Origin of the sequence: Variovorax sp. PMC12 (assembly GCF_003019815.1) — a bacterium.
Lineage (GTDB): Bacteria > Pseudomonadota > Gammaproteobacteria > Burkholderiales > Burkholderiaceae_C > Variovorax.
Window position 1 is genome coordinate 245,672 of the sequence record NZ_CP027773.1, and the last position, 12,454, is coordinate 258,125.

A 12,454-nucleotide genomic window follows, 5' to 3' on the forward strand; every position below is an offset into this window, starting at 1 on the left:
CGCCCGGCTCCGCCGGACATTCACTCCTTACGTTCGATAGAAAGGAACCCCAGCTCCATGGATAGATTCAGTCGATGGCCCGCGCTCCTGCTCGCATTCTTTCTCGCATGGGTGGCCGCGCCGTCCGTGTTCGCGGCGGCGCCGTCCTCGCAGATGGTCAGTGCCGCCGTTCCCACGCTCAACATGCGCACCGGCCCCGGACAGCGCTACGAGACGCACTGGACAGTGAGCAAGGGCTACCCCTTCCGCGTGATCGGCAGGAAAGGCGACTGGCTGAGGGTCAGCGACTTCGAGAACGACAAGGCCTGGGTCTACCGGCCCATGACCAGCAAGACGCCGCACCACGTCGTGAAGGCGAAGGTCGCCAACCTGCGGCGCGCGCCGAGCACCCGCAGCCCCGTATTGAAGAAGGCCGGCTACGGCGACGTGCTGCGCACCATCGAGCGCCGGGGCGACTGGATCAAGGTGCGGCACGAGGGCGGCGCCACCGGCTGGGTGCAGAAGCGCCTGACCTGGGGCTGGTAAGCGGCGACGTGCGCCGGGCCGCCGTTCAGGTCGCGGTGGCCTGGCGCACCGCGCGTTCCCAGCGCGCCATCGATTCCTCGGCCTGCGCGCGGCCCATGGTCGGCAAGAAGCGGCGCTCCACCTTCCACAGCCTGGAAAGCTCGCGCGCGTCGCTGTAGAAGCCGGTCGACAGGCCCGCCAGGTAGGCGGCGCCCAGCGCGGTGGTCTCGACCACTTCGGGCCGCACCACCGGAATGCCCAGCAGGTCGGCCTGGAACTGCATCAGCAGGTCGTTCACGCTGGCGCCGCCGTCCACGCGCAGTTCGGCCACCGGCTTGCCGCCGGCGGCCACGGCGTCGCGGCTCATGGCCTGCAGCAGCGCGGCGCTCTGGTAGGCGATGCTTTCCAGCGCGGCGCGCGCGATGTGCGCGACCGTGGTCCCGCGCGTGAGTCCGGTGATCGTGCCGCGCGCGTCCGCGTCCCAGTAGGGCGCGCCCAGGCCGGTGAAGGCCGGCACCATCATCACGCCGCCCGCGTCGGGCACGCTCTCGGCCAGCGACTGCACTTCGGCGCTGCCCTTGATGGCCTTGAGCCCGTCGCGCAGCCACTGCACCACCGCGCCGCCCACGAACACGCTGCCTTCCATGGCGTACTGCGGCGTCGCATCGGTCTGCGCGGCGCTGGTCACGAGCAGGCCGTTGTGCGAGGGCTGGAACGCGCCGCCGGTGTGCATCAGCAGGAAGCAGCCGGTGCCGTAGGTGTTCTTGGCCATGCCGGCCTCGAAGCAGGCCTGGCCGAAGAGGGCGCTCTGCTGGTCGCCGGCCACGCCGCCGATGGGCAGCGTGTGGCCCAGCAGCGTGGTGTCGGTATCGGCGAAGTGCGAGCTCGATGGCTGCACCTTCGGCATCAGCGCGGCGGGAATGTCCAGCGCCTTCAGCAGCTCGGCGTCCCACGCGTTGTCATGCACGTTGAAGAGCATGGTGCGCGAAGCGTTGCTCACGTCCGTCACGTGGGCCTTGCCGCCGGTGAGCTGCCAGATGAGCCAGCTGTCGATCGTGCCGAAGGCCAGTTCGCCGCTCTGCGCCTGCGCGCGCGCGCCGGGCACGTTGTCGAGCAGCCAGCGCAGCTTGGTGCCGGAGAAATACGCGTCGATCACCAGGCCGGTCTTCCGGCGGATGGTGTCGCTCATGCCTTCTTCGCGCAGTTGCGCGCACAGCGGCTCGGCGCGGCGGTCCTGCCAGACGATGGCGTGGTGCACCGGCTGGCCCGTCTTGCGGTTCCACAGCACGGTGGTCTCGCGCTGGTTGGTGATGCCGATGGCGTGGATGTCGGTGGCCTGCAGCCCGGCCTTTGCAAGCACCTCGCGCGCGGTGGCGAGCTGGCTGTGCCAGATTTCCATCGGGTCGTGCTCGACCCAGCCGGGCTGCGGATAGATCTGCGTGAGTTCTTTCTGCGCGATGGCCACGATGCGGCCTTCGCGGTCGAACACGATGCTGCGCGAGCTGGAAGTACCCTGGTCCAGGGCCAGCAGGTAGGTCGTCATGTCGTCTCCGTGTTTCTTTGTTCTTCAGTTGTCGCGCGCGATCTCCAGCCGGACCTGCGCCGCGAGCAGCAGGTCGGGGAAGGGCGGCGGCGGCTCGGCGTCGGTGAACAGCCGGTCGATCTGCGAGAGCGTGCCCAGCTGGATCATCGCGGGCCGGTTGAACTTGCTGGCGTCGGCCGCGAGCCACACTTCGCGCGCCTGCGCGATGATGGTCTGCGCCACCTTCACCTCGCGCAGGTCGAAGTCGCGCAGCGAGCCGTCGGCCTCGATGCTCGACACGCCGATCAGCGCGATGTCCACCTTGAACTGGCGGATGAAGTCGATGGTGGCCTCGCCCACGATGGCGCGGTCGCGCGGGCGCACCGAGCCGCCGGCCACGATCACCTCGCACGAGCTGTTGCCGCTCAGGATGGTGGCCACGTTCAGGTTGTTGGTGATCACGCGCAGGCCGGTGTGGCGCAGCAGCGCCTTGGCCACGGCCTCGGTGGTGGTGCCGATGTTCAGGATCAGCGAGCAGTCGTTGGGCACCAGCTCCGCCACGCGGCGGGCGATGCGCGCCTTGCCCTCGGCGTGCAGGGTCTCACGCTGCTGGTAGCCGATGTTCTCGGTGGTGGAGCTCGGCACCCGCACGCCGCCGTGAAAGCGCGTCAGCAATCCCTCGTCGGCCAGCCGCTGCACGTCCCGGCGGACCGTCTGCAGCGTGACGCCGAGCATTTCGGCCAGTTCTTCGACGGTGACGGAGCCGCGCGTGCGCACGGTTTCCAGGAGATTGATCTGTCGGGGATTGGAGTTCACAGGGGCGTCGCGAAGGGCAGGAAGACTGCGGCAAGGTTACAGTGCGCGTCAATTTAAAACGAAAGAAAGCGAATCCCGATTGAGGGAATTTTCGGGGAAAATCGCGCTCAAAGGAATGAAATTGAAAGAATTCGAAAATACAATGGCTTCCGTCAGCGAACCCAAGCCATGAACCAACGGATCCATCTGCTGTGAGCGATTTTTCCTCGAATCCGCCTGCGCCCGCCACCGATTGCGACGTTCTCATTGTCGGCGGCGGCATCAACGGCTGCGGCATCGCACGCGACCTGGCCGGCCGCGGCTGGCGCGTGGTGCTTTGCGAAAAAGACGACCTTGCCTCGCACACCTCTTCTTCCTCGACCAAGCTGATCCACGGCGGGTTGCGCTACCTCGAGTACTACGAGTTCTCGCTGGTGCGCAAGGCGCTGCAGGAGCGCGAAGTGCTGCTCAAGAGCGCGCCCCACATCATGTGGCCGCTTCGCTTCGTGATGCCGCACGACCCGTCGATGCGCCCGGCCTGGATGATCCGCATCGGCCTGTTCATGTACGACCACCTCGCCAGGCGCGAGGTGCTGCCGGGCTCGCGCAGCGTCGACCTGCGCCGGCATGCCGCCGGCAAGCCGCTGAAGGAGCAGTACAAGCGCGGCTTCGTCTATTCCGACGGCTGGGTCGACGACGCGCGGCTCGTTGTGCTCAACGCGCTGGACGCGCGCGCGCGCGGCGCCGAGGTGCTGACCCGCACGCGCTGCGTGCACGCCCAGCGCGACGCCGACGCCTGGACCGCCACGCTGGAAGGCGCCGACGGCAACAGGCGCACGCTGCGCGCGCGCGCCGTGGTCAACGCGGCGGGGCCGTGGGCCGAGTCCTTCCTGCGCGGCGTGGCGCAGTCGGCCAAGGGCGAGGCGCTGGCCACCAAGAGCCTGCGGCTCGTCAAGGGCAGCCACATCGTGGTGCCGCGCCTGTTCGAGCACGACCATGCCTACATCTTCCAGAACCCAGACAAGCGGATCATCTTCGCCATTCCCTACCAGGACGAGTTCACGCTGATCGGCACCACCGACATCGAACTGACCGGCGACGACCCCGGCGCGGCGCGCATCGCGCAGGAAGAGATCGACTACCTCTGCACCCAGGCCAGCCGCTACTTCGACAAGCCCATCGTGCCGGCCGACGTGGTGTGGACCTATTCCGGCGTGCGCCCGCTGCTGGACGACGCGTCGGGCGATCCGTCCGCCGTCACGCGCGACTACCTGCTCGAGTCGAACACCACCGCCGCGCCGCTGCTGTCGGTGTGGGGCGGCAAGATCACCACCTTCCGCAAGCTGGCCGAGGACGCGGCCGACGAGGTCGGCAAGATGCTGGGCCAGTCGAGCGCGCAGCGCCCGGCTTGGACCGACGGCGCCTTCCTCGCGGGCGGCGACCTGTCGGGCTGGATCGGCGCCGCGAAGCGTCCCGACGACGACTTCGAGCGCTTCGTGTCGGCCGTGCAGGCAAAGCACCCCTGGCTCTACGGCCAGCTCGCGCGGCGGCTGGCGCGGGCTTACGGCGCGCGCATCGACGACGTTCTGGGCGATGCGAAATCCTTCGCCGGCCTGGGCGCCGAAGTGGCACCCGGCCTGTTCGAGCGCGAACTGCGCTTCCTGCAGGACAACGAGTGGGCCGTGACCGCCGACGACGTGCTCTGGCGCAGGTCCAAGCTGGGGCTGCACTACACGCCCGCGCAGCGCGAACAGGTTGCGCGCTGGCTGCAGGCCAATCCCAGGCGCGGCTGAGGCCCGGCGCAGGCCTGGCGCAGGGGCTGGCCACCCCAACCATCGGCAGTCGTAGACATGACTGATGGCAGATGCTTTTGGCGCTTGCTTCGCGTACATTCGACGGCCCCCGAAAGCCACCGCCAGTGATCTCCAGCCTTTCCAGCCTCCCAGACCCCGTCGCCGCGCCTCGCAACAACGTCCCCAAGCGGGTCCTGGTTCTCCGCTACTCGCAGTCCGGCCAGCTCGACCAGGTGGCCGAGCAGATCGTGGCGCCGCTGCGCGCCGACCCGTCGATCCAGGTGCATGAAGAAGTGTTGCGACCACTGCAGCCGTTTCCCTTTCCCTGGCCCTTCCTGACCTTCTTCGACGCCTTCCCGGAGTCGGCCCACATGAAGCCGCGGCCGCTGGCGCCGCTGTCGCTCGGCGGCGATGAAGACTTCGACCTCATCGTGCTGCCTTACCAGGTGTGGTTCCTGGCACCTTCGCAGCCGGTCGCGGCGTTCCTCAAGCATCCGGTGGCCGCGCGCCTGCTCGAGGGGAAGCCGGTGGTCACGGTCATCGCCTGCCGCAACATGTGGCTGCTGGCGCACGAGAAGCTCAAGGGCATGCTGGACGACGTGGGCGCGCGCCTGATCGACAACGTGGTGCTGACCGATCCCGGCCCCACGCTCGCCACCTTCTTCACCACGCCGGCCTGGCTGATCTGGGGCCGCAAGCGCGGCTTCTGGGGCATGCCCGACGCGGGGCTCAGCGCCGAACAGATCCGCGGCAGCGGCCGCTTCGGCCGCGCGCTTCGCGATGCGCTGCACGCCGGCCTCGAACGCGGCACGCAGCCGCTGCTGGCCGGCCTGGGCGCGGTGCGCGCCGATGCCCGGCTGCTCGTCAGCGAGAAGGCCGGCACCCGCAGCTTCTATCTGTGGGGCAAGCTCATCATGGCGGCCGGCCGCCCCGGCGCATGGCAGCGCAAGCCGCTGCTGCTGCTGTACGTGCTGTTCCTGCTGGTACTGATCATTACGGTAGTGCCCGTGAGCCTCACGCTCCAGGCGCTGCTGCGGCCTTTGTTCCGGGGGTGGCTGACTAGAATGACCGCCCAGTTCGAGTGCCCGTCGGGCTCCGCCACGGACCGCTCCCATCTCTATGACGACTGATGTCTTCCTGACCCGTACCGCCGCCTTCCTGCCCTTTCCCCCGGTCGGCAACGACGACATCGAAGACGTGCTCGGCCGCATCGGCGGCAAGGCTTCGCGCGCGCGGCGGCTCATTCTTCGCAGCAACGGCATCCAGTCGCGCCACTACGCCATCGACCGCGCCACCGGCGAACTGGCCATGACCAACGCGCAGCTCACCGCCTCGGCCATCCGCGCGCTGGGCGACGACGTGGGGCCTGTCGACTGCCTGGCCACCGGCACCTCGCTGCCCGACCAGCTCATGCCCAACCATGCGGTGATGGTGCACGGCGAACTCGGCTGGCCGCGCCTCGAAGTGGTGGCCTGCGCGGGCATCTGCCTTGCCGGCGCCACGGCGCTGAAGCATGCGTGGCTGTCGGTGCGCGCGGGCGACGCGCGGCGCGCGGTGGCCACCGGTTCGGAGCTGGCCTCGGCCGTGATGCGCGGTTCGCGCTTCGAGGCGGAGCTGGAGCACAAGCTCGAAGCGCTCGAGGCCCGGCCCGAGCTGGCCTTCGAGAAAGACTTCCTGCGCTGGATGCTGTCCGACGGCGCCGGCGCGGTGCTGCTGGAGCGCGAGCCGCGCGGGCCGCTGTCGCTGCGCATCGACTGGATCGACCTGTCGTCGGCCGCGCACGAACTGCCGGTGTGCATGTACGCAGGCGCCGAGAAAAACGCCGAAGGCGGCCTCGACGGCTGGGCCCGAAAGTCGACCGAAGACTGGCAGCGCGAGTCGACCTTCGCCGTCAAGCAGGACGTGCGCCTGCTCAACGACAACATCGTGCGCGCCACGCTGGGCGAGCCGCTCGCGGCCATCATCGAGCGGCGCGGGCTGAGGTCGGCGGACATCGACTGGTTCCTGCCGCATCTGTCATCGCACTATTTCGTCGAACCAGTGAGCCAGTGCCTCGAGTCGCTGGGCCTGCACATTCCGCGCGAGCGCTGGTTCAGCAACCTCGCGAGCAAGGGCAACACGGGCTCGGCGTCGCCTTACATCATGCTCGACGAGCTGTTCCGCTCGGGCCGCATCAAGCCCGGGCAGAAGCTCTTGATGTTCGTGCCCGAAAGCGGCCGCTTCTCCAGCGGCTTCATCTACATGGAGGCGGTGTAGCCATGGACCTCGACGCTGTACCGCAGGAGGGCAATGCGACCCTCGACGGCCATTCCAAGCTGATGTATGCGCGCGACGCGCAGGGGCGCGTTGTCACCGCCACCTCGCGCGGCTGGGAGGCCGAAGAGATCGTCACCAGCCACGCCGTCGACGTGCTCGTCGAACAGGCGCAGGCCGCAAGGGAGCGCGTGAAGGCGGGCCAGGCCTCGCCGCTCGAATACTGGATGTACGAGCGCCGCATGGACGTGGCGCTGCTCTCCCAGACCAGCGGCTTCTGGCAGTGGCGCGTGCGGCGCCACCTGCAGCCGCGCCATTTCGCCGCGCTGTCCGAAGCACAACTCGCACGCTACAGCGAAGCGCTGGGGCTGCCCGTTTCCACCCTGCAAGGCTTGCCGTGAAGTTCCAACACCAACAGGCGGCGCACTGCGAGAGCGGCGTCATCTCCAGCCTGATGCGCCACCACGGCGCGCCGATGAGCGAGAGCATGGCGCTGGGGCTTTCATCGGCGCTGTCGTTCGCGTACCTGCCGTTCATCAAGCTGTCGGGCCTGCCGCTCATTTCGTACCGCATGCCGCCCAAGGCCATCATCAAGGGCCTGCTGGCGCCGATGGCCGCGCGCTTTCGCTTCGAGACCTTCCGCAGCCCCGAGGCCGGCCAGCAGCGGCTCGACGCCTTGCTCGCCGACGGCCAGCTGGTGGGGCTGCAGACCTCGGTCTACTGGCTGCCGTACTTCCCGCCAAACATGCGCTTTCACTTCAACGCGCACAACCTGCTGGTCTACGGCAAGGACGGCGACGACTACCTGATCAGCGATCCCGTGTTCGAGGAGCCCGTGCGCTGCGCCAGCAGCGACCTGGCCCGCGCACGCTTCGCCAAGGGCGTGCTCGCGCCCAAGGGGCTCATGTACTACCCGCAGGCCATCGACCGCAAGGCGGTCGACGCGGCCAGCGTCGTCAAGGCCATCCGCAAGACGGTGCGCAACATGCTCGCCCCGATTCCTATCGTCGGCGTGCGCGGCATGCGCACGCTGGCCAGGCGCATGCAGGCGCTGTCGCCGACCGACCCGCGCAGCGTCGACTTCATCGGCCACGTGGTGCGCATGCAGGAAGAAATCGGCACGGGCGGGGCGGGCTTTCGCTTCATCTACGCGGGCTTCCTGCAAGAGGCCGCGCACCTGCTCGACAAGCCGCAACTGCAGCAGATGTCGGAGCGGCTGATCGCGATCGGCGACGGATGGCGCGCGTTCGCACTCAAGGCGGCGCGGATGGTGAAGGGGCGCGAGGCGGTGGACCCCGCAGCGCTTGCCGCGAAGCTGCGTGAGCAGGCTCAGCAGGAAGAAAGCTTCTTCCGCGATCTCAAGGCTGCCGTCGCCTGATGATTCTTTGTCTGGTTTCGAGTCGTTCGGGGTGCGATCACGTCGACGGGGTACCTTGCTCCGCGAATGTCCCCCGCCCTGCGGGCTCCTCCTTTATTTCGCTGCGCAAGGCACCCCGCCGACGTGATCGTTCAGAGCACTTGTTGATTGGCCGGAACAACGACCGCGCTTGTTGTGCACAGGGCATCGGGTGCTCCCCGCAGCGAAATAAAGGAGGAGGCCGAAGGCCGGGGGACATTCGCGGAGGGGAGTACCCGATGCCCTGCGCACACGCCCCGAAAAACACGCAGATGGCAAACCGATGCTAGAGCTGAAGAGCCTCAGCTACCGGTATCCGCATGCCGACGCGGCCGCACTGGCCGACGTATCGCTCGCAGTGCCGAGAGCTTGCGTGCTCGGTCTTCTGGGCCCGAACGGCGCAGGCAAGACCACGCTCATCTCGCACCTGTCGGGCGCGCTGGCCGTGCAGTCGGGCGAGATCCGGATCGACGGTCAACCGCTGCAGCAGGTGCGTGCAAAGACCCCAACAAGGATTGCCGTCGCGCCGCAGGAGCATGCGTTCTATCCCATGCTGACCGTGGCCGAGAACCTCGCATGCTTCGCGGCGGCGGGTGGCCTGTCTGGCGCGAAGAAAAAAGAGCGCATCGCCGCCTGCACGGAGTTTGCGCAACTCGAACAGTTCTCCGGCGTGCGCGCTGAAAGACTCTCCGGTGGCCTCAAGCGGCGCCTCAACCTCGCCATTGCGTTGCTGCCCGAGCCCGAGCTGATGCTCTTCGACGAGCCCACCGTCGGCGTCGATCCGCAGTCGCGCGCCTTCATCCTCGACGCCATCAAGAGCCTTGCGCAGCAGGGCGCGGCGGTGATCTACGCCTCGCACTACATGGAAGAGATCGAGGCCATCGCCGATCGCGTCGTCATCCTCGACCGGGGCCATGTGCTGCGCGAAGGCGCGCTCGACGAGCTGCTCTCGAAGAGCGCGATGCTGCTCACGCTCGCGGCCGACGGGCTCGATGCGGGCATGCTCTCGCGCTTCGGCACGTTGGAAGAGGGCGGCGTGCACTGGCGCATCCACCTGGACAGAGGCATCGGCCCGGGTCCTGTGCTGGCAGCGCTGGAAGCGCAGGGCGTCGAAGTGCGCCACGCGGAGTTCGGCCGCCATGACCTGGAGCAGCTGTTCATGGCGCTCACCCATCGCTCGCTGCGCGACTGACCGAGGTTCCCATGCTCCTCGCGCTCATCAGGAAAGAACTGCTCGCCCTCGTGCGCGACATGCACGGGCTGGCCGCGCTGTTCGTGATGCCGATGGTCTTCATCGTGCTGATGTCGCTCACGCTGAAAGACATCTACCGCCCGCCGCTCGCCGAGCTGAGCTATGCGGTCGACATGCGCGACACCGCCACGCCGGCGCAGTGGCTCAAGCAGCTCTGGCAGCGCAACCACGGCACGCCGCAGACGCTGGGCGACGACTGGCAGGCGCGGCTGCGCAACGGTTCGCTCAAGTACGTGATCGTGATGGAGCCGGGGCTGTCGCAAGAGCTGGAGTCGGCCGCGCTCTCGACCCAGGCGCGCATCCACCTGCTGACCGAGCCCGGCATCGACGCCAACCTGTTCAATGCGCTGCGCGCGGAGCTGGTCGGCGCGTCGGGCGAGCTCAAGGCACGGCTCGCGCTGGCGGTGCCCGGCACGGCCAGCCCCGCGCCCGATGCGTCGATCCAGGCGATGGTGCGCGCCGAGCGCTTCTCCGCCGCCGGTCCGCGCCCGACCTCGGTGCAGCAGAACGTGCCCGCATGGCTGGTCTTCGGCATGTTCTTCGTGGTCGCGTCGCTGTCCAGCCTGTTCGTGCAGGAGCGCAGTTCGGGCGCGCTCGGCCGGCTGCAGAGCCTGGGCGTCTCGCGCTTCACGCTGCTGGCGTCCAAGGCCTTGCCCTACCTTGGCGTGAACGCGCTGCAGGCGGTGCTGATGCTGGCGGCCGGCATCTGGTTCATGCCGCTGATCGGCGGCGACGCGATGTCACTCGCCGGCATCCACTGGGGCGCGCTGGTGCTGTCGCTCGCGGCGGTGAGCCTGGCGGCGGTGAGCCTGTCGCTGGCGCTGGCCTGCCTGGTGCGCAGCCATGCGCAGGCGGCCACCATCGGACCGATGGTCAACGTGCTGATGGCGGCTGCCGGCGGCATCATGGTGCCCAAGTTCGTGATGCCGGGCTTCATGCAGCGGCTGGTCGAGATCTCGCCGATGAACTGGGGGCTCGAAGCGCTGCTCACCGTGCTGCTGCGCGGCGGCGGCGTGGCCGACGCGCTGCCGCAGATCGGCCGGCTGGCCGTGTTCGCGGCGGTGATGTTCCTCATCGCCGTATTTCTGTTTCGCAGGCGCGCACCATGAGCACCATTGACACCGTCACCCCTGAATTCATTGACAGCCTCAAGGCCATGGTGCTCGAAGCCGTCGAGAAGACGGCGCCCCCGGGCGGCCTCGGCGACGACGAGCCGCTGTTCGGCCCCGAGGCGCGGCTCGACCTCGACTCGCTCGATGCGCTGCAGGTGTCGATGGCGATCCAGCAGCGCTTCGGCGTGCGCATGCCCGACAGCAAGGAGACGCGCCGGGCGCTCACGTCCATCGCGCATCTGGCGCAGCATCTCGCGCAAGCGGGCAAGGCATGAGCCAGGTCTTCCTGGCCGGCGTCGGGCTGGCCTGCGCGCTGGGGGAAGACATGCCGCGCGCACTGGCTTCCTTGCGGCGCGGCGGTGTGCCGCCGCTGCCCGTGGCCATTGCCGATGACCTGCGCTGGCCCGTGCATGCGCTGCCGCCATCGGAGGGCGACTGGACCGAGCGCCTGCGCCGCATCGTGCGCAACGTGGCCGCGAAGACCGGCGACTGGGGTGAGCGCACCGCGCCGCTGTTCGTGGCCTCGTCGTCGCTCGACATCGGGTTCATGGAACACATGGAGCCGTCCCGGCGGCTCGGCGGCGATCTGCAGGACTTCGCCGACATCGTGGCCGATGCGCTGGACTGGCAAGGACCGGTGTTCACCGTGTCGACCGCCTGCACATCGTCGCTGAACGCGCTGCTGACGGCCTGCGACATGATCCGCGCCGGCGAGGCGCAAGAGGCGCTGGTGATCGGTGCCGAACTGGACAACCGCTTCACCGTCGCCGGCTTCGGCGCGATGCAACTGCTGGCGCCCGATCGCGCAAGGCCCTTCGGCGCCGGACGCAAGGGGCTGGTGCTCGGCGAGGCGGTGGCTGCGCTGCGGCTGCAGTCGCGCGCCGCGCGCTGGCAGTTCATGGGCGGCGCCAACGTGGTCGACGGGCGCAACCCCTCTGGCACCGAAGCCAGCGCGGTGCTTGCGATGTGCCAAGGGGCGCTGGCGCAGAGCGGCCTGCGGCCGGCCGACATCGACCTCGTCAAGGTGCAGGCCGCCGGCAGCCCGGTCAACGACGCGATCGAGGTGGAAGCGCTCAGGCAGGTGTTCGATCCGCTGCCGCCGCTGGTGTCGCTCAAGTCGGTGATCGGCCACACGCTGGGCGCCGCGGGAGCGGCCGAACTGGCGCTGCTGGTGGGCTGCATCGAAGGCGGTGCGTGGCCGGTGGTGGACTATCCGCTCGACGAGACGCTCGGCATCTCGCTGTGCAGGCAGGCGCCGCGGAGGCTGCGCCACATGCTGCTCAATCTGGTGGGCTTCGGCGGCGGGCATGCCTCGCTGGTGCTGAAGGACTGCTCGGCATGACGGCTTGGCGCACCGCTGCGCACTTCCTCGCGCATCCGCCGCCGCAGGAGTGGCGCGACGACCTGGCGCGGCGCATCGGCCGTCGTCCGCGCCGCGTCGGCTTGTGGACGGAGCTTGCGATGTACGGCGCGCGCTGCTGCCTGGACGCGGCCGGCGAGACCGCGCTGCCTGCCGATGCCCGCCTGCGCGTGGCCAGCCTGCGCGGCGCACGGGAGGCCACGCAGGCGGGCCTTTCGCAGCTAGACACGGGCATGCCGATGCCTTTCACCTTCATGCAGAGCCAGCCCGCGCTGATGCTGGCCGAGGTGGGGCGGTGCCTGGAATGGCAAGGCGATGCGAGCTTCATGCTGTGCCGCGATCCGCAGCGCCTGCTGGCGTTGTCGAAGCTGGGCGCGTCAAGCGGCGGCCTGCTGTTGGGCACCGTCGAAGAAGCGCACGGGGGCGAGTCGCCGCGTACCGAATGGTGGCGGCTGATGCCGGCCTGA

13 protein-coding genes are annotated in these 12,454 nt (G+C 68.8%); 11 read left to right on the top strand and 2 right to left on the bottom strand.

The genetic code is table 11. The features are described from left to right. Positions 1-57 precede the first annotated feature (57 nt). Positions 58-525 (top strand): SH3 domain-containing protein, encoded by a 468-nt coding sequence (locus tag C4F17_RS01160; protein WP_106933970.1) that lies wholly within the window; start codon positions 58-60, stop codon positions 523-525. Between the two features lie 25 nt (positions 526-550). Here C4F17_RS01160 and glpK read toward each other — a convergent pair whose 3' ends face one another. Next, the gene (gene glpK / locus C4F17_RS01165; protein WP_106933971.1) at positions 551-2,047 is read right to left on the bottom strand and encodes a glycerol kinase GlpK; all 1,497 of its coding nucleotides are present in this window, start codon (positions 2,045-2,047) and stop codon (positions 551-553) included. A 24-nt stretch (positions 2,048-2,071) separates the two neighbouring features. Next, the gene (locus C4F17_RS01170; RefSeq protein ID WP_081267160.1) at positions 2,072-2,842 is read right to left on the bottom strand and encodes a DeoR/GlpR family DNA-binding transcription regulator; all 771 of its coding nucleotides are present in this window, start codon (positions 2,840-2,842) and stop codon (positions 2,072-2,074) included. 191 nt (positions 2,843-3,033) lie between these two features. Between C4F17_RS01170 and glpD the strand changes: the two genes are divergently transcribed. From glpD to C4F17_RS01220, 10 genes are all read left to right on the top strand, one after another. Beyond that, positions 3,034-4,614, top strand: a complete 1,581-nt coding sequence (glpD, locus tag C4F17_RS01175) for a glycerol-3-phosphate dehydrogenase (protein ID WP_106933972.1) — start codon at positions 3,034-3,036, stop codon at positions 4,612-4,614. Between the two features lie 125 nt (positions 4,615-4,739). After that, positions 4,740-5,744 (top strand): dialkylrecorsinol condensing enzyme, encoded by a 1,005-nt coding sequence (locus tag C4F17_RS01180; protein WP_234382482.1) that lies wholly within the window; start codon positions 4,740-4,742, stop codon positions 5,742-5,744. Beyond that, a complete protein-coding gene (locus tag C4F17_RS01185; RefSeq protein WP_106933973.1) occupies positions 5,734-6,870 on the top strand; it encodes a beta-ketoacyl-ACP synthase III in 1,137 nt (378 codons plus the stop codon). Before C4F17_RS01180 ends, C4F17_RS01185 begins: the two co-directional genes overlap by 11 nt. 2 nt (positions 6,871-6,872) lie before the next feature. Beyond that, entirely contained in the window at positions 6,873-7,268 is a 396-nt protein-coding gene (locus C4F17_RS01190) for a hypothetical protein (protein ID WP_106933974.1), read from the top strand. After that, on the top strand, positions 7,265-8,245 hold the full coding sequence (locus tag C4F17_RS01195; protein WP_106933975.1) for a BtrH N-terminal domain-containing protein: 981 nt from the start codon (positions 7,265-7,267) through the stop codon (positions 8,243-8,245). The genes C4F17_RS01190 and C4F17_RS01195 overlap by 4 nt, the downstream gene beginning before the upstream one ends. A 301-nt stretch (positions 8,246-8,546) precedes the next feature. After that, a complete protein-coding gene (locus tag C4F17_RS01200; protein WP_106933976.1) occupies positions 8,547-9,455 on the top strand; it encodes an ABC transporter ATP-binding protein in 909 nt (302 codons plus the stop codon). Positions 9,456-9,466: 11 nt separating this feature from the next. Beyond that, complete coding sequence (locus tag C4F17_RS01205; protein WP_106933977.1) at positions 9,467-10,624, top strand: ABC transporter permease; 1,158 nt, start codon at positions 9,467-9,469, stop codon at positions 10,622-10,624. After that, the gene (locus C4F17_RS01210) at positions 10,621-10,902 is read left to right on the top strand and encodes an acyl carrier protein (protein WP_106933978.1); all 282 of its coding nucleotides are present in this window, start codon (positions 10,621-10,623) and stop codon (positions 10,900-10,902) included. The genes C4F17_RS01205 and C4F17_RS01210 overlap by 4 nt, the downstream gene beginning before the upstream one ends. Beyond that, positions 10,899-11,969: a beta-ketoacyl synthase N-terminal-like domain-containing protein gene (locus tag C4F17_RS01215; RefSeq protein WP_106933979.1), complete on the top strand. Its 1,071-nt coding sequence runs from the start codon at positions 10,899-10,901 to the stop codon at positions 11,967-11,969. The genes C4F17_RS01210 and C4F17_RS01215 overlap by 4 nt, the downstream gene beginning before the upstream one ends. Next, entirely contained in the window at positions 11,966-12,454 is a 489-nt protein-coding gene (locus C4F17_RS01220) for a hypothetical protein (protein WP_106933980.1), read from the top strand. The genes C4F17_RS01215 and C4F17_RS01220 overlap by 4 nt, the downstream gene beginning before the upstream one ends.